This window comes from Streptomyces sp. NPDC059696 (assembly GCF_042733745.1).
Classification (GTDB): Bacteria; Actinomycetota; Actinomycetes; order Streptomycetales; family Streptomycetaceae; genus Streptomyces.
On sequence record NZ_JBHWFG010000018.1, the window covers coordinates 127,659 to 147,916 of the forward strand.

21 protein-coding genes and 1 pseudogene are annotated in these 20,258 nt (G+C 70.7%); 15 read left to right on the forward strand and 7 right to left on the reverse strand.

The annotated features are described in order from the left end of the window. Positions 1-412: 412 nt before the first annotated feature. Positions 413-1,732 (reverse strand): D-arabinono-1,4-lactone oxidase, encoded by a 1,320-nt coding sequence (locus tag ACFV20_RS21170; RefSeq protein WP_385658659.1) that lies wholly within the window; start codon positions 1,730-1,732, stop codon positions 413-415. Next, on the reverse strand, positions 1,692-2,933 hold the full coding sequence (locus tag ACFV20_RS21175; RefSeq protein ID WP_385658660.1) for an MFS transporter: 1,242 nt from the start codon (positions 2,931-2,933) through the stop codon (positions 1,692-1,694). The genes ACFV20_RS21170 and ACFV20_RS21175 overlap by 41 nt, the downstream gene beginning before the upstream one ends. Positions 2,934-3,336: 403 nt before the next feature. On the opposite strand from ACFV20_RS21175, the gene ACFV20_RS21180 reads away from it, so the two are divergent. Both ACFV20_RS21180 and ACFV20_RS21185 read left to right on the forward strand, forming a co-directional pair. After that, positions 3,337-4,464 (forward strand): ferrochelatase, encoded by a 1,128-nt coding sequence (locus ACFV20_RS21180; RefSeq protein ID WP_385658661.1) that lies wholly within the window; start codon positions 3,337-3,339, stop codon positions 4,462-4,464. 8 nt (positions 4,465-4,472) lie between these two features. Next, positions 4,473-5,288: an inositol monophosphatase family protein gene (locus tag ACFV20_RS21185; RefSeq protein WP_385658663.1), complete on the forward strand. Its 816-nt coding sequence runs from the start codon at positions 4,473-4,475 to the stop codon at positions 5,286-5,288. Between the two features lie 193 nt (positions 5,289-5,481). On the opposite strand, the gene ACFV20_RS21190 is transcribed toward ACFV20_RS21185, so the two are convergent. Continuing rightward, positions 5,482-5,655 (reverse strand): hypothetical protein, encoded by a 174-nt coding sequence (locus tag ACFV20_RS21190; RefSeq protein ID WP_234846524.1) that lies wholly within the window; start codon positions 5,653-5,655, stop codon positions 5,482-5,484. Positions 5,656-6,071: 416 nt separating this feature from the next. Between ACFV20_RS21190 and ACFV20_RS21195 the strand changes: the two genes are divergently transcribed. From ACFV20_RS21195 to ACFV20_RS21210, 4 genes are all read left to right on the forward strand, one after another. After that, on the forward strand, positions 6,072-6,725 hold the full coding sequence (locus tag ACFV20_RS21195) for a response regulator transcription factor (RefSeq protein WP_234846523.1): 654 nt from the start codon (positions 6,072-6,074) through the stop codon (positions 6,723-6,725). 5 nt (positions 6,726-6,730) lie between these two features. Continuing rightward, the gene (locus tag ACFV20_RS21200; RefSeq protein ID WP_385658664.1) at positions 6,731-7,963 is read left to right on the forward strand and encodes a sensor histidine kinase; all 1,233 of its coding nucleotides are present in this window, start codon (positions 6,731-6,733) and stop codon (positions 7,961-7,963) included. A gap of 406 nt (positions 7,964-8,369) precedes the next feature. After that, positions 8,370-8,666 (forward strand): DUF4193 domain-containing protein, encoded by a 297-nt coding sequence (locus ACFV20_RS21205; protein ID WP_003993510.1) that lies wholly within the window; start codon positions 8,370-8,372, stop codon positions 8,664-8,666. 13 nt (positions 8,667-8,679) lie between these two features. After that, entirely contained in the window at positions 8,680-9,654 is a 975-nt protein-coding gene (locus ACFV20_RS21210) for a hypothetical protein (RefSeq protein ID WP_385658665.1), read from the forward strand. Between the two features lie 74 nt (positions 9,655-9,728). On the opposite strand, the gene ACFV20_RS21215 is transcribed toward ACFV20_RS21210, so the two are convergent. Further along, positions 9,729-10,184, reverse strand: coding sequence for a DUF3093 domain-containing protein (locus tag ACFV20_RS21215; protein WP_234846520.1), 456 nt, complete (start codon positions 10,182-10,184; stop codon positions 9,729-9,731). Between the two features lie 58 nt (positions 10,185-10,242). Here ACFV20_RS21215 and ACFV20_RS21220 point away from each other — a divergent pair, with 58 nt between their 5' ends. The 8 genes and pseudogenes from ACFV20_RS21220 (at position 10,243) to ACFV20_RS21255 (ending at position 15,978) form a co-directional block, all read left to right on the forward strand. After that, positions 10,243-10,827: a PaaI family thioesterase gene (locus ACFV20_RS21220; protein ID WP_385658666.1), complete on the forward strand. Its 585-nt coding sequence runs from the start codon at positions 10,243-10,245 to the stop codon at positions 10,825-10,827. Between the two features lie 104 nt (positions 10,828-10,931). Next, positions 10,932-11,519 (forward strand): dUTP diphosphatase, encoded by a 588-nt coding sequence (gene dut, locus ACFV20_RS21225; RefSeq protein WP_385658686.1) that lies wholly within the window; start codon positions 10,932-10,934, stop codon positions 11,517-11,519. 1 nt (position 11,520) lies between these two features. Further along, positions 11,521-12,273 carry a DUF3710 domain-containing protein gene (locus ACFV20_RS21230; protein WP_366714289.1) on the forward strand — a complete coding sequence of 251 codons (753 nt, stop codon included), beginning with the start codon at positions 11,521-11,523 and terminating at the stop codon, positions 12,271-12,273. A gap of 157 nt (positions 12,274-12,430) precedes the next feature. After that, positions 12,431-13,606 carry an alginate lyase family protein gene (locus tag ACFV20_RS21235; protein ID WP_385658667.1) on the forward strand — a complete coding sequence of 392 codons (1,176 nt, stop codon included), beginning with the start codon at positions 12,431-12,433 and terminating at the stop codon, positions 13,604-13,606. A 141-nt stretch (positions 13,607-13,747) separates the two neighbouring features. Continuing rightward, positions 13,748-13,867 (forward strand): annotated as a pseudogene (locus ACFV20_RS21240) (sensor histidine kinase KdpD); the annotation flags it as partial. Positions 13,868-13,998: 131 nt separating this feature from the next. Beyond that, positions 13,999-14,679 carry a response regulator gene (locus tag ACFV20_RS21245; RefSeq protein ID WP_385658669.1) on the forward strand — a complete coding sequence of 227 codons (681 nt, stop codon included), beginning with the start codon at positions 13,999-14,001 and terminating at the stop codon, positions 14,677-14,679. Between the two features lie 165 nt (positions 14,680-14,844). Continuing rightward, positions 14,845-15,243, forward strand: coding sequence for an OB-fold nucleic acid binding domain-containing protein (locus ACFV20_RS21250; RefSeq protein ID WP_385658670.1), 399 nt, complete (start codon positions 14,845-14,847; stop codon positions 15,241-15,243). 3 nt (positions 15,244-15,246) lie between these two features. After that, on the forward strand, positions 15,247-15,978 hold the full coding sequence (locus tag ACFV20_RS21255) for a DUF3159 domain-containing protein (protein ID WP_107459968.1): 732 nt from the start codon (positions 15,247-15,249) through the stop codon (positions 15,976-15,978). A 151-nt stretch (positions 15,979-16,129) separates the two neighbouring features. On the opposite strand, the gene ACFV20_RS21260 is transcribed toward ACFV20_RS21255, so the two are convergent. From ACFV20_RS21260 to ACFV20_RS21270, 3 genes are all read right to left on the reverse strand, one after another. Continuing rightward, complete coding sequence (locus tag ACFV20_RS21260; RefSeq protein WP_234846512.1) at positions 16,130-16,804, reverse strand: TrkA family potassium uptake protein; 675 nt, start codon at positions 16,802-16,804, stop codon at positions 16,130-16,132. Next, complete coding sequence (locus tag ACFV20_RS21265) at positions 16,804-17,475, reverse strand: potassium channel family protein (RefSeq protein ID WP_385658673.1); 672 nt, start codon at positions 17,473-17,475, stop codon at positions 16,804-16,806. The genes ACFV20_RS21260 and ACFV20_RS21265 overlap by 1 nt, the downstream gene beginning before the upstream one ends. A 376-nt stretch (positions 17,476-17,851) precedes the next feature. Further along, the gene (locus ACFV20_RS21270) at positions 17,852-17,998 is read right to left on the reverse strand and encodes a hypothetical protein (RefSeq protein ID WP_385658688.1); all 147 of its coding nucleotides are present in this window, start codon (positions 17,996-17,998) and stop codon (positions 17,852-17,854) included. Between the two features lie 183 nt (positions 17,999-18,181). On the opposite strand from ACFV20_RS21270, the gene ACFV20_RS21275 reads away from it, so the two are divergent. After that, on the forward strand, positions 18,182-20,233 hold the full coding sequence (locus ACFV20_RS21275; RefSeq protein ID WP_385658674.1) for an APC family permease: 2,052 nt from the start codon (positions 18,182-18,184) through the stop codon (positions 20,231-20,233). Positions 20,234-20,258: the final 25 nt, after the last annotated feature.

Genomic DNA, 20,258 nt, shown 5'->3' on the forward strand with positions numbered 1-20,258 from the left:
ACCTCCCCGCCACCTGTGACGGGCGTCCGGCCGATGGCCGAGGCGGCGGTCAAACTCCTTCTCGGCCGGGCGAGTTCGGTGCTGCGCGGGCCGGGTGCCTCAAGCGGTCCGTTCTCGCGGCGGCCGTCGCCTTCGGTGTGACGATGGCCGGAATCATCGCCTGCGAGGTGGCGTCGGGTCACCGTCTCGGTGGGGGTCGCAGCGCCGCGAACGGCGACGCGTTCTCGGGTGGGAGTGCCACGGTGCCGGATCATTCGGGCGGTTCGGGCGGTTCTGGTTCATTCGGTACGTCCGGCTCCGGCAACTCCGGTGACTCGGGCTCCCGCCACCGTGAGAACGGGGCCCGGCCCGGTCGCCTCCCCGGGTGGCACGGGGAGCGAGGAGGCCGGGAGCGCCACCCCCGGTGCGCCCTCTACGCCCCCAGAACCCGCCGCAAGTAGTCGTTCTGGAACCGCCGATCAGGATCCAGACGATCCCGCAGCGCCGTGAACTCGCCGAAGCGCGGATACACCCGGGAGAAGTACTCGGCGTCCCGGGTGTGGATCTTCCCCCAGTGCGGACGGCCTTCGTGGGCGGTGAAGATGCGCTCGGCGGACGTGAAGTACCGCTGGTAGGGCGTCCCCCGGAACATGTGCACGGCGATGTACGCGCTGTCCCGGCCGGAAGCGGTGGACAGGGTGATGTCGTCGGCGGGGGCGGTGCGCACCTCGACCGGGAAGCTGACCCTGAGGCCGGAGCGGTCGACCATCGCCTTCAGTTCGCGCAGCGTCTCTACGAGGGCCGCGCGCGGAACGGCGTACTCCATCTCCACGAAGCGCACCCGGCGCGGGGAGGTGAACACCTTGTAGGGGATGTCCGTGTACGTCCGCGCGGACAGGGCCTTGCTGGAGACCTGGGCGATCGCGGGGATCGTGGCGGGCACCGCGCGGCCGACCCAGTTGGCCACCTGGAACGCCCCGTTGGAGAGGAGCTCGTCCTCGATCCAGCTCTTGAGCTGCGGCACGGGCTTCTCCGGGCCCGCGCTGCGGTTGTTGCGCTTGGTGTTGGTGTTGCCGGTGTGCGGGAACCAGTAGAACTCGAAGTGCTCGTTCTCGGCCCAGAGTTCCTCGAAGTCCGCCAGGACCCGGTCCAGCGGCATCGGCTCCTCGCGGGCCGTGAGCAGGAACACCGGCTCGACGGCGAAGGTGATGGCGGTGACGAGCCCCAGGGCGCCGAGGCCGATGCGGGCGGCGGCGAAGACCTCCGGGTTCTCCTTCTCGGAGCAGGTGAGAACCGAACCGTCGGCGGTGACCAGCTCCAGGCCCTTGATCTGGGCGGCGATCGAGCCGGAGTCGCGGCCCGTGCCGTGGGTGCCGGTGCTGGTGGCTCCGGAGACCGTCTGCTCCATGATGTCGCCCATGTTCGTGAGCGACAGGCCCTCACGAGCCAGGGCCACATTGAGCCTCTTGAGCGGAGTGCCGGCCTCCACCGTGACCGTCATGTTCTCGCGGTCGATACTGCGGATGCCGGTCAGCAGTTGCGGACGGATCAGCACACCGTCCGTCGCGGCTATGGAGGTGAACGAGTGCCCCGCGCCGACCGCCTTCACCTTCAGCCCGTCCTCGGCGGCCCGCCGCACGGCAGCGGCCAGCTCGTCGACGGAGGCAGGGGTGACCTCCCGCGCGGGACGTGCCGAGACGTTGCCGCCCCAGTTACGCCACGTGCCGTTCTTTCCGTTCGCTGTGCTGCTCAACGGAGCCTCCCCGACCCGGTGCCGGTCGCTTGAGCCGGCGGAACCCGAGGAAACCCACCGCGACCGCGACGGCCCCGGCCACCGCCGGAACCCCGTACCCCGCACGCGCCCCGGCCGCGTCGATCACCCAGCCGGCCGCGGAGGAGCCCAGTGCGACTCCCACCGCGAGCCCGGTGCTCACCCAGGTCATGCCCTCGGTGAGCTGCGCGCGTGGTACGTGCTCTTCGATGAGGGACATGGTCGTGATCATCGTCGGCGCGATGGACAGACCCGCAACGAACAGCGCCACGGCCAGAAACGGCAAGTTCCCGACCAGTAGGAGGGGGATCATACTCACGGCCATGGCGCACACGCCCAGCAGCCACCGTCGTTCCGGCGCCCCGGCGAAGTGCAGCAGCCCGAAGACCATGCCCGCCACGCAGGAGCCCGCCGCGTACACGGCGAGGACGACGCTCGCCGCGGCCTTGTGCCCCTCCTCGTCGGCGAAGGCCACCGTGACCACGTCGACGGCCCCGAAGATCGCGCCCGTGGCGACGAAGGTGGCCACCAGGACCTGGAGCCCCGGTGCCCGCAGCGCGCTGCCGCCGCCCCCTGTCCGCTGCCGGGGGTGCGGTTCGGGTTCGGTGGCGCGCTGCGCGGTCAGCCAGAAGACGCCGGCGGCCAGGAAGCACGCGGCGAGCAGCGGGCCGGCCTCCGGGAACCAGGCGGTGGACAGGCCGATGGAGATGATCGGCCCGAAGACGAAGCACACCTCGTCCACCACGGACTCGAACGAGTAGGCGGTGTGCAGCTGCGGCGTGCCCCGGTACAGCGCCGCCCAGCGGGCCCGGATCATCGCGCCGACACTCGGCACGCAGCCGATGCCGGCGCAGGCCACGAACAGCACCCAGTCCGGCCATCCGTAGTGCGCGGCGAACAGCAGGACCGCGGCGGCCGTGAGCGAGATCAGCGTGGCCGGGCGCAGCACCCGCCGCTGCCCGTGCTGGTCGACCAGGCGGGACACCTGGGGCCCGGCCACCGCGGCGGCCAGCGCGATGGTCGCCGAGAGAGCACCGGCCAGTCCGTACCGGCCGGTGAGCTGGGAGACCATGGTGACGACGCCGATGCCCATCATCGACAGCGGCATCCGGCCGAGGAAGCCCGCAGCGGAGAAGCTCTTGGAGCCGGGGGCTGCGAACAGAGCGCGGTAGGGGCTGGGCAACGGGGTCTCCGGAAAAGCTCAGTAAGCTGCGAACGCAGTCGACACAGCTTACGACCCACGCCGCCCCGACGACACCCGTCCGGCGGCCCCGCACGACATCGCCCGACGCGTCCGCCCGGCTCCGCACAGCAGCGCCGCGAAGCGCCCCCGGCGGGGCCGCGCGCAGTCGTCAGACGTGCCCGTTCGGCCGCGCGGAGTCGTCAGACGTGCCCGCCCGACCGCTCGGAATCGCCCGACGTGACCGTCCGGCCCCGCATCGGCTCACCCCGGCGAGCGCCCGTCCGCCCGGGCCGTGTTTCGCCCCCCACCTCCGCCCCGGCCGTGTTTCGCCCCCGCCTTCGCAGCCGCGCCGGTGGCACCCCGTCGTTTTCCGGCTGTCGGTGCAGGGTGGCAGGATCGACGTATGCCAGACGCGCGTGATGTCAGCCCCTACGACGCCCTGCTCCTGCTCTCGTTCGGTGGCCCGGAAGGCCCGGACGACGTGGTTCCGTTCCTGGAGAACGTGACACGCGGACGCGGCATCCCCAAGGAACGCCTCAAGGAAGTCGGGCAGCACTACTTCCTGTTCGGCGGGGTCAGCCCGATCAACGACCAGAACCGCGCCCTGCTGGACGCCCTGCGCAAGGACTTCGCCGACCACGGCCTGGACCTGCCGGTCTACTGGGGCAACCGCAACTGGGCGCCGTACCTGACGGACACCCTGCGCGAGATGGTCCACGACGGCCGCCGCCGCATCCTGGTCCTCGCCACCAGCGCCTACGCCTCCTACTCGGGCTGCCGCCAGTACCGCGAGAACCTCGCCGACGCGCTCGCGACCCTGGAGGCGGAGGGTCTGGAGCTGCCGAAGGTCGACAAGCTGCGGCACTACTTCAACCACCCGGGCTTCCTGGAGCCCATGATCGACGGCGTGCTCCAGTCCCTCGCCGAGCTCCCCGAGAACGTCCGGGACGGGGCGCACCTCGCCTTCTCGACCCACTCGATCCCCACGGCCTCCGCCGACACCTCCGGCCCCGTCGAGGAGCACGGCGACGGCGGCGCCTACGTGAAGCAGCACCTGGACGTGGCGCAGCAGATCGCCGACGCCGTCCGTGAGCGCACCGGCGTCGACCACCCCTGGCAGCTCGTCTACCAGTCCCGCTCCGGCGCCCCGCACATCCCGTGGCTGGAGCCCGACATCTGCGACCACCTCGACGAGCGGCACGCGGCCGGTGTCCCGGCGGTCGTCATCGCCCCGATCGGCTTCGTCTCCGACCACATGGAGGTCCTCTACGACCTCGACACGGAGGCCAAGGCCAGGGCCGAGGAACTCGGGCTGCCGATGCGGCGCTCGGCCACCGTCGGCGCCGACCCCAGGTTCGCCGCCGCGATCCGCGAGCTCGTCACAGAGCGGGCCGCCGTCGAGCGCGGGCAGGAGGTCACCCCCTGCGCCCTCGGCGCCCTCGGGGCGAGCCACAACCTCTGTCCGGTCGGCTGCTGCCCGGCCCGCGCCCCCCGGCCCGCCGCCGCGGGCGCCGACAGCACCTACGCGTGAGGAGCCCCGTGACCGACCCCCTGCACACGGACCTGCTCGACCTCGCCCAGGAAGCCGCCCGCCGCGCCGGGGCGCTGCTGAGGGACGGACGTCCGGCCGATCTCGCGGTCGCCGCGACCAAGTCCAGCCCCATCGACGTCGTCACCGAGATGGACATCGCGGCGGAGAAGCTGATCACGGGTCTGATCGCCGAGCGCCGCCCGGACGACGGCGTGCTCGGCGAGGAGGGCGCCTCCACCGAGGGCACGAGCGGTGTCCGCTGGGTGATCGACCCGCTCGACGGCACCGTGAACTACCTGTACGGGCTGCCCACCTGGGCCGTCTCCATCGCCGCCGAGCAGGACGGTGAGACCGTCGTCGGAGTCGTCACGGCCCCGATGCGCGGCGAGACGTTCCACGCGGTGCGCGGCCGTGGCGCCTGGGCCACGGGCGCCTGGGACGGCGAGCGCAGGCTGGCCTGCCGCCCCGCGCCGCCTCTGGACCAGGCGCTGGTGTCGACGGGCTTCAACTACGTCGCCGACGTCCGGGCCCACCAGGCCGACGTGGCACAGCGGCTGATCCCGCTGCTGCGCGACATCCGGCGTGGCGGCTCGGCCGCGGTCGACCTGTGCGACGTGGCCGCGGGGCGCCTCGACGGCTACTACGAGCGGGGCCTGCACCCATGGGACCTCGCGGCCGGGGACCTGATCGCCCGGGAGGCGGGCGCGCAGACCGGTGGACGCCCCGGTGAGCGCCCCTCGGGTGATCTGACGGTCGCCGGTACCCCGGGCGTCTTCGAGCCCCTCCAGCGCCTCCTGGAGGATTTCGGAGCCTGGCACGACTGAGTGGACGGAGCGGACGGAGCGGGCGGAGCGGGCGGAGCGGGCGGAGCGGGCGGAGCGGGCGGAGCGGACGGAGCGGACCCAGAAACACCGCACCGCACGACGACGGCGCACTGAACCTCAGGTGAACGAGCCCCTATGACAACGCGACGGGCCCCGGCGCTGGATTCGCCGGGGCCCGTCGCGTACGGCCTGATCAGACGCTCGTGGCGCCGACCTGCACACCATGCTCGGCAGCGAGACGGTGCAGGTCGTCGAGCTCGCCCTGCTCCACGTCGACGAGGAACTCGTCGCCCTCGTCTCGAGCCCGGGACAGATCGGACTCGGTCGCCCTTATGCGCTGCAGAAGTCCTGCGGTGAAAGCGTCCATGCTGCGCCCCCTCGTCCTGGGTCGTGGGTCGATGGCACGGGGGTGTGCCGTTCGGAAGGGACGATCACGCCGCATGTGGATGCCCAGCGCCGCTCGGCCGGGCGGCGACGGTGCCGGACACCCACGCCCGCCCTGCGGCAAGCGGATTGATGCGCACCGCATGGTGGTGCGGCGCCGACAAAGCGTGATCGTGGGATGTAAAGCCGTCCTCCCCAAGCTCCGTTCCGTGGAAACCTAACCGCCGGAGAAAATCTCGTATTCCCCCTCGGGCCACCGCTCCCTCACCCGCCTTACCTCCGACTTATGGCCGAAAAGGGCAGGATGGAGGGCAACACACCAAGGCATCGTCGAAGACCCCTGCCCACGTGTGCCCGGTGCAGGGCCGCGTGGGTGGGACATGAGGAAGGACCACGAACGTGCGCGTACTCGTCGTCGAGGACGAGCAGCTGCTCGCCGATGCGGTGGCCACCGGACTGCGCCGGGAGGCCATGGCCGTCGACGTCGTGTACGACGGCGCGGCCGCCCTGGAGCGCATCGGCGTCAACGACTACGACGTGGTCGTCCTCGACCGCGACCTCCCTGTCGTGCACGGTGACGACGTCTGCCGCAAGATCGTCGAACTGGGCATGCCCACGCGCGTGCTGATGCTGACGGCCTCCGGCGACGTCAGCGACCGGGTCGAGGGGCTGGAGATCGGCGCCGACGACTACCTGCCCAAGCCGTTCGCGTTCAGTGAGCTCATCGCGCGGGTGCGTGCCCTCGGCCGGCGCACCAGCGTGCCCCTGCCGCCCGTCCTGGAGCGCGCCGGGATCAAGCTGGACCCCAACCGCCGCGAGGTCTTCCGCGACGGCCACGAGGTCCAGCTCGCCCCCAAGGAGTTCGCGGTCCTCGAGGTGCTGATGCGCAGCGAGGGCGCCGTCGTCTCCGCGGAGCAGCTCCTGGAGAAGGCCTGGGACGAGAACACCGACCCGTTCACCAACGTCGTGCGCGTGACGGTCATGACCCTGCGCCGCAAGCTGGGCGAGCCGCCGGTGATCGTCACCGTCCCCGGCTCGGGCTACCGGATCTGATCCCCGTGGCCACGACTCCCGCGCCCCCGCAGGCGCCCCCCAAGCCCACCTGGGACCCCAGAAGGCCCGTGCCGCCCTTTCCGTGGCTGCGCCCGACCATCCGCATAAGGCTCACGCTGCTCTACGGCGGCATGTTCCTGATCGCCGGCATCCTGCTGCTGTCGATCATCTATCTGCTGGCCGCGCAGGCACTGCACGTGGGCAGTGACCTGCCCTTCAAGATCGTCGAGGGCAAGGTCACCAGCGACATCTGCAACCTGCCCGACCAGGCGTCACCGAGCGAGTTCAACGACGCGATGAACGCGTGCGTCAACGAGCAGCGCCGGCACGCCCTGGACGACCTCCTCAGCCGCTCCCTGCTGGCCCTGCTGGGCCTCGCGGTCATCGCCTTCGCCTTCGGCTACGCGATGGCCGGACGCGTCCTGTCGCCGCTGGGCCGGATCACCCGTACCGCCCGGGCGGTGGCCGGGTCCGACCTGTCCCGCCGGATCGAGCTGGACGGCCCGGACGACGAGCTGAAGGAGCTGGCCGACACCTTCGACGACATGCTGGAGCGGCTGCAGCGCGCCTTCACGGCCCAGCAGCGCTTCGTCGGCAACGCCTCGCACGAACTGCGCACGCCACTGGCGATCAACCGCACGCTGCTGGAAGTGCACCTGTCCGACCCGAACGCCCCGATGGAGCTGCAGCAGCTCGGCAAGACGCTGCTGGCCACCAACGAGCGCAGCGAGCAGCTCGTCGAGGGGCTGCTGCTGCTCGCCCGCAGCGACAACCAGATCGTCGAGCGGGGACCCGTGGACCTCGCCGAGGTCGCCTCGCAGGCCATCGACCAGGTGCACGGCGAGGCGGAGAGCAGGGGCGTCGCGATCCGCGGCGAGCAGAAACCGGCGGTGGTGCAGGGCAACGGCGTGCTGCTGGAGCGGATCGCGCTCAACCTCGTGCAGAACGCCGTGCGCTACAACGTGGCGGAGGACGGCTGGGTCGAGGTCACGACCGACGTCGAGCACGGCCAGGCGGTCCTGGTCGTCTCCAACACGGGCCCGGTCGTACCGGCCTACGAGATCGACAACCTCTTCGAGCCGTTCCGGCGGCTGCGCACGGAGCGGACGGGCAGCGACAAGGGCGTGGGGCTCGGGCTGTCCATCGTCCGGTCGGTGGCCCGGGCGCACGGCGGGCACATCTATGCCCAGCCGCGTGAGGGGGGTGGACTCGTCATGCGCGTCACGCTGCCGATCTGAGATCATGTCGCCGATCAACTCGGTGGCACTCGGGGATGTTCGCTTTGCGCGGAATTTTTTTATCTTCGCCGCGCGTGCGCCGTGTGTGATCGATCACAGGGGCGCCTTTCCGGTCATCTACTCTCCGTGATCATGCGCGCTGTCGTAAAGCCGGGAAAATCCCGGTTTTCGGGGGTCTTGATCACGGGAAGTACACGGTGAGACGCCTTTGGCGCGCAGCATTCGGACCGTGTACGGTCCCCATCGCCATCCAAGCCGATCACTCGTCAGGAGTCCGGTTGGGTGTCGATTGAGTAACAGACCTTGATGTGAGGCAAAATCTCCGCCTCAGGTCGGGCACAAGTCCGGCCTCTCACGCGTTACGTGCGCTGGAGACACCGCAGACACCCAGAGGGGGAGAGCGACCATGGCAACCGATTACGACACTCCACGCAAGACCGACGACGACGTCGACTCGGACAGCCTCGAAGAGCTGAAGGCCCGGAGGAACGACAAGTCGGCTTCCGCCGTGGACGTCGACGAGTTCGAGGCCGCCGAAGGCCTGGAGCTGCCCGGAGCCGACCTCTCGAACGAGGAACTGGCCGTCCGGGTGCTCCCGAAGCAGCAGGACGAGTTCACGTGCATGAGCTGCTTCCTGGTGCACCACCGCAGCCAGCTGGCCCGCGAGAAGAACGGTCAGCCGATCTGCCGCGACTGCGACTGAGGACGGGTCGGCCGTGACTGGCTCGACCCCTCCCTGGAAGCGCCGCTTCTCCAAACGGAAAGCGGACGAAGGGCCGATCCACGGCCCGCGGTACGGCGCGCGTGACGACGAGCGGGGCTCGACCGGTCCGGAAACGGCCTCGCTCGAACCGGCAGCGGACCGGGGTGACCTCCCGGCGTCCGTGGACGTCCCCGCACCCGTCGCGAGACGGCGGGCGGGGACGATCCGGGAGCGTGCCAGGGAAGGCGCCCGCAAGGGCGGCGACCGGGCGCGTGCCGGACTCGCCTACCTCGCCGACCGCATCATCGAGCTGGCCCCGCGCGTCCCCGTGCGGGACCTTGCGACGCTGCGCAAGCAGTTCCCGGGCCTCGGCCCCGAGGAGCTGGCGGACAAGCTCGTGGCGGGCGCCGCGACGGCGACGGCTACGGTCGGCGCCGGCATCGGCGCGGCCGCGATGCTCCCCGTGCCCCCGGCGATGCCGACGGAACTGGCCGCCGAGGTCACCGGCGTCGCCGCGATCGAGCTGAAGCTCATCGCCGAGCTCCACGAGGTCTACGGCGTACGACCGCCCGGCAACCTCAAGCAGCGCAGCACTGCGTACCTCGACTCCTGGTCGGGGGAGCGGGGCATCGACGCGTCCAAGCCGTCGACCCTCAGCACGGCGCTGAACAGCCGCATGAAACGCGACCTGCGGCAGCGGATCATGAAGCGCACGCTCCGCAACATGCCCAACCTGATGCCCTTCATGGTGGGCGCCGCCGTAGGGGCGGCCATGAACCGCGGCGAGACGAGAAAGCTCGCCGTGCGGATCCGCCGGGACCTGCGCAAGATCCAGGTGCCCTGGGAGGCCCTGGAGGCGCTCCCCACCCTGGAACGTCCCGCCGACGCCCTGGAGATGGGCGAGATCACGCACGACCCACTGGGCCGCCACCAGCCCCGTCGGCGCGGCGACGGCGGCCACGGCAGCCGGCGCGGAGACGGGCACTGAGACGACGCGGGCGCCGGCCGGGGCGGGCCGGGGCCCGTCAACACACTGACCGGGTGACCTCCCGTGCGGGTGTGCTACGGCTTCGCGGTCCGCAGTGCCTCCGCCAGGCGCTCCGGCTCGCGCGTGGACAGGTACAGGTACGGAGTCGGGTCCTGCGGGTCCGTGACCTCCACGCGCAGGGCCGTGGGGATGTACGCGCGCAGCAGGAGGAAGGCGCGCGGGTCGGCCTTGTAGGTGCGCCAGGCGCGGGCCTCCTCCGCGTCCAGCACCTCCGCCTCGCCCAGTGCCGCCAGCGGGATCTTCGCCTCGCCCGCGATCAGGGAGTCGCCGACCACGCGGATGCGCACCGCGCCGTAGGAACTCGCGGCGACGGCCGCGACCGCAGTGCCCCCGGCCAGGCCGCCCAGCATCGGCAGCGTGCCGAAGGGGAGCAGGATCAGGGCCATCGAGACGCCCACCAGGAACGAGATCAGCCACCAGGTCCGCGGGGCGGTCAGGCGTTCTTCGTACGGGGCGGCGGAGAGCTGCATGGAGCCAAGCTTGACACGGTGTCCGGCAGGGGCCGACGCGCGGGTAAGGTCTCCGGCTGTGAGTGGTACTTCCCCAGCTCTTCAGCCTCCCGCCGACGCCGTGCAACCGGTGCGGCACCCGGACGCGCCCGCGCCCGGTGAGCTCCTCGGCGCCCACTACGGCCAGTGTTTCGGCTGTGGTGGCGACCAGCCGCACGGACTGCACCTGGAGGCGCGGGCCGGCGAGGGCGTGTCGCTCACCGCCGAGTTCACCGTCCAGCCCGCCCATCAGGGCGCGCCGGGCCTCGCGCACGGCGGCGTGCTCGCCTCCGCGCTGGACGAGACCCTCGGCTCGCTGAACTGGCTGCTGCGCACCATCGCGGTGACCGGGCGGCTGGAGACCGACTTCGTACGGCCCGTGCCCGTCGGCACGACCCTCCATCTGGAGGCGGAGGTGACGGCCGTGGCGGGGCGGAAGATCTACTCCACCGCGACCGGACGCGTCGGCGGCCCCGACGGGCCTGTCGCCGTGCGCGCCGACGCGCTCTTCATCGAGGTGAAGGTCGACCACTTCGTCGACCACGGCCGCCAGGAGGAGATCCAGGCGGCCATGAACGACCCGGACCAGATCCGGCGCGCCCGTGCCTTCGAGGTGAACCCGTGAGCGCCGAGACCGCAGGCCGGGGCAGCAACCTCCTGGGCACCGCAAGCCCGGACAGCCCCTTGAGCCCCGCGGACCCCGGCAGCCCCGCGGACCCGGGCAGCCCCATGAACACGGGTAGCCCCCTGGCTCCCGCACGTCCCGGGGCCCGGCCGCCGCTGGACGTGCTGATCCGGCGCCTCGATCCGGAGGTGCCGCTTCCGTCGTATGCGCAGCCCGGGGACGCCGGAGCAGATCTGCGCACCACCGAGGCGTGCCGACTGGAGCCGGGCGAACGGGCCGTCCTGCCCACGGGCGTGTCTGTGGCGCTGCCCGAGGGGTACGCGGCCTTCGTGCACCCGCGATCCGGTCTGGCCGCTCGCTGCGGCGTCGCCCTGGTGAATGCCCCGGGGACGGTGGATGCCGGGTACCGTGGGGAGATCAAGGTGATCGTGGTGAATCTCGACCCGCGCGAGGCCGTGCGGTTCGAGCGCTTCGACCGGATTGCCCAACTGGTCGTCCAGCAGGTCGAGAGGGTCCGCTTCCAGGAGGTGGCGGAACTTCCCGGCTCCGCGCGGGCCGAGGGGGGCTTCGGGTCCACCGGAGGCCATGCCGCGGTGGACGGGACGAGCGGCACAAGCGGTCAGGCCGCCCTGGGCGGTCAGGCGGGTGGGAATCGATACGCTTCGGTCGTATCCGACCGGGAAGGACAGTGACGTGTTCGGACGTCGCAAGAAGAGGGATGCCGCCGAGGACGCGGCCGGCGAGACCGAGCAGGTCGTCGACGGTGTCGACACCGAGGCGGACGAAGAGCGCGAGCGCCTGAGGCTGGAGCCCGCGCCGCGCCCCGACGGCCCGTGGGACAGCTCCGAGGTCCGTGACCCGGGCGAAGGCCGGGTCGACCTGGGCGGTCTGTTCGTGCCGGGCGTCGACGGCATGGAGCTCAGGGTCGAGGTCGCGGGCGACGCGATCGTCGCGGCGACGGTTGTGCTGCGCGACAGCGCCATCCAGCTGCAGGGCTTCGCCGCTCCCAAGCGCGAGGGCATCTGGGGCGAGGTGCGCGAGGAGATCGGCACCGGCATCACCCAGCAGGGCGGCATCGTCGACGAGGTCGAAGGGCCACTGGGCTGGGAGTTGCGCGCCCAGGTGCCCGTGCAACTGCCGGACGGCACCGGTGGCTTCCAGGTCGTGCGGTTCGTCGGCGTGGACGGCCCCCGCTGGTTCCTGCGCGGAGTCATCTCGGGCCAGGGCGCGGTGCAGCCGCAGGCCGCCGGGCTGCTCGAGCAGATCTTCCGCGACACGGTCGTGGTCCGCGGCGAGGGCCCGATGGCGCCCCGCGACCCGATCGTCCTGAAGCTGCCGAACGACGCCCAGATGGTCCCCGAGGGCGTCCAGCAGGAGGAGGGCTCCCGTTTCGCCGGCGGAATGGGCCAGCTCCAGCGCGGACCGGAGATCACCGAGGTCCGCTGAGCACACCGGGACACCAGGGCCGTACCCCCGCGGGGGCGCGGCCCTTTCTCATGCGCGGAACCTTGACGGCCCATTGGTCTGTACCTACCGTCTCCGTCCACGCGTCTGTTCATAAAGGCGCTTCACGTTCACATACGAGAACGGAAGGCCCCCACGTATGCGCAGAACCGCTCTCCTCGCGGCCTCGGCCGCCCTCGTCGCCGGTGTCCTCACCCGGCCCGCCGACGCCGCACCCAGCGCTCCCGCCACCTTCGTCCACCCGGGAGTCACCGTCTCCCAGGGCCAACTGGACTTCACCCGGTCCGAAGTCAACGCCGGCGCCCAGCCCTGGAAGGGTGCCTTCGACCAGATGATGGCCGGCACGTACGCGGACCTGAACCGCACGCCCAAGCCCCGGGCGGTCGTGGAATGCGGCTCGTACTCCCACCCCAACCTCGGCTGCACCGACGAGCGCGAGGACGCGATCGCCGCGTACACCCACGCCCTCGCCTGGTACCTCACCCGCGACGAACGCCACGCACGCAAGGCGATCGAGCTGATGGACGCCTGGTCCGCCGTGCTCAAGGACCACACCAACAGCAACGCGCCCCTGCAGACCGGCTGGGCCGGCTCCTCCTGGCCGAAGGCCGCCGAGATCATCAAGCACACCTACACCGGCACCTGGGCGCACTCCGGCCGCTTCGCCACCCTGCTCCGCACCGTCTACCTGCCCGAGATCATCAACGGCTCGAACTCCAACGGCAACTGGGAGCTGTCGATGATGGAGGCCGCCGTCGGCATCTCCGTCTTCCTGGAGGACAAGGCGTCGTACGACAAGGCCATGGCGAAGTTCCGCACGCGCACGGCCGCCTACGTCTACCTGGAGTCCGACGGGGCGCTGCCGAAGACCGTACCGAGCCAGAACCTGAACACCCGGGACAAGATCGTCACGTACTGGCAGGGGCAGTCGACCTTCGTGAACGGTCTCAGCCAGGAGACCTGCCGCGACTTCACCCACACCGGCTACGGCCTCTCGGCCATCTCGCACATCGCCGAGACCAGCCGCATCCAGGGCCAGGACCTCTACGGCACCGACGTCGGCGAGCGGCTGCGGCACGGGCTCGGGTTCCACGCCAAGTACCAGCTCGGCGCCGGTGCCGAGGGCTGGCTGTGCGGCGGCTCGCTGAAACTCGGGCTCGGGCCGGTCACGGAGGTCGGTCACAACGCCCTGGCCAACCGTCTGGGCCATGCCATGACCAACACCGCGACACTGACCCAGCGGGGACGTCCGGCCGGCAGCAACAACCTCTTCGTCGCCTGGGAGACCCTCACCCACGGCGACAACCCCGCCTGACCCCGTCAGGGTTGCGTCAAAGTGTGCCGACGACCCCCCGCCCGGCACGGCACCGGGCGCCGTCCGGCCATAGGGTCGACGCTGCGCAGTCGGCACGGCACCGGCTGCGCAGTCGGCACGGCACCGGAAGACAATGGGGCAATGGCACGCGGCACACTTCGGATCCACCTCGGCGCGGCGCCGGGCGTCGGCAAGACATACGCGATGCTGTCCGAGGCCCACCGCCGCGTCGGGCGGGGCACGGACCGCGTGGTGGCCTTCGCCGGGGCCATGGGCGCCACCTTGAACGCCGAGGACACCCCCGGCGGCGGGCTGACCATGGTCCTCACCCTGCGCGCGGCGGGAATCCGCCCGCGGCCTCACCGCGCGGCAGTACCGGAAAGGCAGGCCTCATGACCCGCGTCCTGGTGGTCGACGACGAGCCGCAGATCGTGCGCGCCCTCGTGATCAACCTCAAGGCACGCACCTACGAGGTCGACGCGGCCCATGACGGGGCCACCGCCCTCCGGCTCGCCGCCGCCCGTCACCCCGACGTGGTCGTCCTCGACCTCGGCCTGCCCGACATGGACGGCGTCGAGGTGATCAGGGGCCTGCGGGGCTGGACCCGGGTGCCGATCCTGGTGCTGTCCGCCCGGCACTCCTCCGACGAGAAGGTCGAGGCGCTGGACGCGGGAGCCGACGACTACGTGACCAAGCCGTTCGGCATGGACGAGCTGCTGGCCCGGCTGCGGGCGGCGGTACGCCGGGCCGAGCCGGCCCACGGTGAGGACGACGTGATCGTCGACACCGGTGAGTTCAGCGTCGACCTGGCCGCGAAGAAGGTCACCCGGGGCGGCAAGGACGTGCGGCTCACCCCCACGGAGTGGCACCTGCTGGAGGTCCTGGTGCGCAACAGCGGCCGCCTGGTCGGACAGAAGCAGCTGCTCCAGGAGGTGTGGGGGCCGTCGTACGGCACGGAGACGAACTATCTGCGCGTGTACATGGCGCAGTTGCGACGGAAGCTGGAGGCGGACCCCTCCCATCCGAAGCACTTCATCACCGAGCCGGGGATGGGGTATCGCTTCGAGAAGTGAGGGGCGTGGCCGACGGCCGGGGGCCCGGGGGGTGGCCCCCGGGGGATGCAGTATCACCGAGCCGGGGATGGGGTATCGCTTCGAGAAGTGACGGGCATCTCGTGGGTTTTCCCTCGGAGAACGGGCTCCTCGCCCTTCGTCAGTACGCCCCGGTACGCTTCAGATATGAGTGCTGCTCCTCGTTCCGAAAAGCCGGTGGGCCGGTTCCGGCGCATGCTCGACCGGCTCTCCTCGTCGCAGGAGGACCTGGAGTCCGAGGAGCTGCGGGAGGACGCCGAGACCGCCGGCTGCACCCGGATCGGAGACTGCCAGGACCGCCAGATAGTGACGGTTACTGGTACCTTGCGCACGGTCACCCTTCGGCCGCGCGCCGGAGTCCCCGCCCTGGAGGCCGAGCTGTTCGACGGCACCGCCGCCCTGGACGTGGTGTGGCTCGGCAGGCGCTCCATCGTGGGGATAGAGCCCGGCCGCAAGCTGATCGCGTCGGGCAGGATCTCGATGAGCCGGGGCCGCCGGGTGCTGTTCAACCCCAAGTACGAACTGAGACCCCTCGGACGGGAGTAGCCGGTGACGTCGCTCGACAAGCCGACCGAAGAGACATCTGCGGACGACGCCCGGGCGGTGACGGAGGCCGCCCTGTTCGAGGCGTTCGGCGGCGTGCGGGGCATGGTGGAGACGGTGGTCCCCGGCCTCCTCTTCGTCACCATCTACACGATCAACAAGGACCTCCACCTGTCGGCGATCGCGGCGCTGGCCGTGTCGCTGGTGCTGGTCGTGGTCCGGCTGGTGATGAAGGACACCGTCAAGCACGCCTTCAGCGGTGTCTTCGGCGTGGCCTTCGGTGTCGTCTTCGCGATGATGACCGGCAACGCCAAGGACTTCTACCTGCCCGGCATGCTCTACACGCTGGGACTGGGTCTCGCCTACATCATCACCACCCTGTGCGGCGTGCCGCTGATCGGGCTGATCCTCGGCCCGGTCTTCAAGGAGAACCTCTCCTGGCGCACCCGGAATCCGGGCCGCAAGAAGGCGTACGCGAAGGCCAGCTACGCGTGGGGCGCCATCCTTCTCGCCAAGTGCGCGATTCTCTTCCCGCTGTACTGGTGGGCCGACACCACGCAGCTCGGCTGGGTCCTGGTCGCCCTGAAGATCCCGCCGTTCCTGCTCGCGGTGTACCTGACGTGGGTGTTCCTGGCCAAGGCGCCCGCACCGATCGACGTGTTCGCGGAGATGGAGGCCGAGGAGAAGGCCGCCGAGGAGCGTGAGCGGCAGGCCGCCGCCCGGTCCGCCGAGCAGTGACCCCACACGGCTGACGAGAAGCCGACGGAAAGGGGCGTCCCGAGCACTCGGGACGCCCCTTTCCGTCAGCTTGGCAACCGTCAGCTTGGCAACCGATGGCTCGGCAACCGATGGCTCCGCAACCGATCGGCCGGCCGATCTACCGGCCGGCTCAGCTCGCCGCGTCGCGCCGTACCGAGAGCAGGTCCTCCAGCTGCTCCTCGCGGGCCTGGGCGGCCACGAAGAGCAGTTCGTCGCCCGCCTCCAGGGAGTCCTCCCGGGACGGGGTCAGGACGCGGTTGCCACGGATGATCGTCACCAGGGACGTGTCCTGCGGCCAGTCGACGTCGCCGACCTGCGTACCGGCCAGGGCCGACTCCTCCGGCAGGGTCAGCTCGACCAGGTTGGCGTCGCCGTGGCTGAAGCGGAGCAGGCGGACCAGGTCGCCCACGCTCACCGCCTCCTCGACCAGGGCGGACATCAGACGCGGGGTGGAGACGGCCACGTCCACGCCCCACGACTCGTTGAACAACCACTCGTTCTTGGGGTTGTTCACCCGGGCGACGACGCGCGGGACGCCGTACTCCGTCTTGGCCAGGAGCGAGACGACCAGGTTCACCTTGTCGTCGCCGGTCGCGGCGATCACGACGTTGCAGCGCTGGAGTGCCGCCTCGTCCAGGGAGGTGATCTCGCAGGCGTCGGCGAGCAGCCACTCGGCCTGGGGAACGCGCTCGACCGAGATGGCGGTCGGCGCCTTGTCGATCAGGAGGACCTCGTGGCCGTTCTCGAGCAGTTCGCCCGCGATCGAGCGGCCGACGGCGCCGGCTCCGGCAATGGCGACCCTCATCAGTGACCGCCCTCCTCTTCGGGACCCTTGGCGAACGCCGCCTCGACCTTGTCGACCTCGTCGCTGCGCATCATCACGTGCACCAGGTCGCCCTCCTGCAGCACCGTCTGGGAGGTGGGCAGGACCGCCTCACCGAGCCGCGTCAGGAACGCCACGCGCACACCGGTCTCCTCCTGGATCCGGCTGATCTTGTGGCCGACCCAGGCGGTGGAGGTGTGCACCTCGGCGAGCTGGACGCCACCGGTGGGGTCGCGCCACAGCGGCTCGGCGCCGGAGGGGAGCAGACGGCGCAGCATCTGGTCCGCCGTCCAGCGGACGGTCGCGACGGTGGGGATGCCCAGGCGCTGGTAGACCTCCGCGCGGCGGGGGTCGTAGATGCGGGCGGCGACGTTCTCGATGCCGAACATCTCGCGGGCCACGCGGGCGGCGATGATGTTGGAGTTGTCACCGCTGGAGACGGCGGCGAAGGCGCCGGCCTCCTCGATGCCCGCCTCGCGCAGGGTGTCCTGGTCGAAGCCGACACCGGTGACCCGGCGGCCGCCGAACGAGGAGCCCAGCCGGCGGAAGGCCGTGGGGTCCTGGTCGACCACGGCGACCGTGTGCCCCTGTTGCTCCAGGTTCTGGGCCAATGCGGAACCCACCCTTCCGCAACCCATGATCACAATATGCATCGCGTCACACCGCGCTTCCTGCCGGCCCTCGGGGCTTCATGACTGTCGTGCTCATGTCTCTCTTTCGGATCGCCCGGCATCACGTCACGGCCCGCGAGCGGACCGCCGGGCAACATCATGCCGGTGGAATCACGCCATGATGCCCTCCGGGGCGGTGCCGCGTTCAACTGCCCGCGTCCAACGTATCCGCAAAGCCGAAGGCGTTGCCGAGGCCCGGCCGGGCGGACGGCCGCCACGAGTCACGAGAGCGGGAACCGCGGACACCGAGCGCGCCCCGAACGCCGAGCGACGCTCAGCACGCCCGGAAACCGCACGCTCCCCGAAATCTCACACGCCCCGAGACCTCACGCTCCCCGAACCCGAGCTCCCCGCCTGCCTAACGCGCCCCGGACGCCCCGGACGCCTGGCGTGCCCCGGGCGGGACGTCCTTGCGGCGGCTGATGCTGCGCACACTCGCCAGAGTCAGGATTCCGAGGGCGACGAGGGTGGCCGCGGCGCCGATCAGCTGGGCGGGGGTGTGCATGGAACCTCCAGGGGCGGCAACGGCCGGAAGACGGGCGGGGCTTAGTCATATAGGCATGGGAAGTAGGTGACCTGCGGAATCCTCAGCCGCACGCGCCTCTGAATTCACTCGGAGAGCAGACGGAACGCCGATGGGGGGTGGCGGGTGGGCACCCTCGCAATCGAACGCCTACGATCCTCTGTTGTGTCCAAACTGACCGACGTGCCCAAACGGATCCTGATCGGGCGCGCACTGCGCAGTGACCGGCTGGGCGAAACGCTCCTGCCGAAGCGCATCGCACTCCCCGTCTTCGCCTCCGACCCGCTCTCCTCCGTCGCGTACGCGCCCGGCGAGGTGCTGCTGGTCCTGTCGATCGCGGGAGTGTCGGCGTACCACTTCAGCCCGTGGATCGCCGTCGCGGTCGTCGTGCTGATGTTCACCGTGGTGGCCTCGTACCGGCAGAACGTGCACGCCTACCCCAGCGGCGGCGGCGACTACGAGGTGGCGACCACCAACCTCGGACCCAAGGCGGGCCTGACCGTCGCGAGCGCGCTGCTCGTCGACTACGTCCTCACCGTCGCGGTGTCGATCTCCTCCGGCATCGAGAACCTCGGCTCCGCGATCCCGTTCGTCGTCGAGCACAAGGTGCTCTGCGCGATCGGCGTGATCGTGCTGCTGACCTTGATGAACCTGCGCGGGGTGAAGGAGTCCGGCTCGCTGTTCGCGATCCCGACGTACGTCTTCGTCTTCGGCGTCTTCACGATGATCGCGTGGGGCGCCTTCCGCGGACTGGTCCTGGACGACACCATGCGGGCACCGACCGCGGACTACGCCATCAAGCCCGAGCACCAGGGGCTGGCCGGTTTCGCGCTGGTCTTCCTGCTGCTGCGCGCCTTCTCCTCCGGCTGCGCCGCCCTGACCGGCGTCGAGGCGATCTCCAACGGCGTCCCGGCCTTCCGCAAGCCCAAGTCGAAGAACGCGGCGACCACCCTCGCCATGATGGGCCTGCTGGCCGTCACCATGTTCTGCGGCATCATCGCGCTGGCCGCCGCCACCGACGTCCGCATGGCGGAGAACCCCGCCAAGGACCTCATCCACAACGGTGTCCCGCTCGGCCCGGACTACGTGCAGAACCCGGTGATCTCCCAGGTCGCCGAGGCCGTCTTCGGCGCGGGCAGCTTCCTGTTCATCGTCCTGGCCGCGGCCACCGCGCTGGTGCTGTTCCTGGCCGCCAACACCGCCTACAACGGCTTCCCGCTGCTCGGCTCGATCCTCGCCCAGGACCGCTACCTGCCGCGCCAGCTGCACACCCGCGGCGACCGCCTGGCCTTCTCCAACGGCATCGTGCTCCTTGCCGGCGCGGCCGCACTGCTGGTGGGGATCTACGGCGCCGACTCCACCCGGCTGATCCAGCTCTACATCGTCGGCGTGTTCGTGTCCTTCACGCTCAGCCAGACCGGCATGGTCCGGCACTGGAACCGCCACCTGGCCACCGAGAAGGACCAGGCCAAGCGCCGCCACATGATCCGCTCCCGCGCGATCAACACGTTCGGCGCGTTCTTCACCGGCCTCGTGCTGGTCGTCGTCCTCCTCACCAAGTTCACCCACGGCGCCTGGGTCGCCCTGCTCGGCATGGTGATCTTCTACGCGACGATGACGGCCATCCGTAAGCACTACGACCGCGTCGCCGCCGAGATCGCCGCCCCCGAGGGCCCCACCGACGACCTCGTACGGCCCTCGCGGGTCCACTCGGTCGTGCTGATCTCCAAGATCCACCGCCCGACGCTGCGCGCCCTGGCCTACGCCAAGCTGATGCGCTCGGACACCCTGGAGGCGCTGAGCGTCAACGTCGACCCGGTGGAGACCAAGGCCCTGCGCGAGGAGTGGGAGCGGCGCGGCATCGACGTACCGCTGAAGGTCCTGGACTCGCCCTACCGCGAGATCACGCGGCCGATCATCGAGTACGTCAAGAGCCTCCGCAAGGAGTCCCCGCGCGACGCGGTGTCCGTGATCATCCCGGAGTACGTGGTCGGCCACTGGTACGAGCACCTGTTGCACAACCAGAGCGCGCTGCGGCTGAAGGGCCGGCTGCTGTTCACGCCCGGCGTCATGGTGACCTCGGTGCCGTACCAGCTGCAGTCCTCCGAGGCGGCCAAGCGGCGGGCCCGCAGGCAGCAGGACTGGAACGCGCCGGGCTCGGTGCGGCGCGGTCCCGCGCAGGTGCGGTCGAAGGAGTCCTCCGAGCACAAGAGCTGAGAACGCCCGAGGCGCGGCTCGTGTG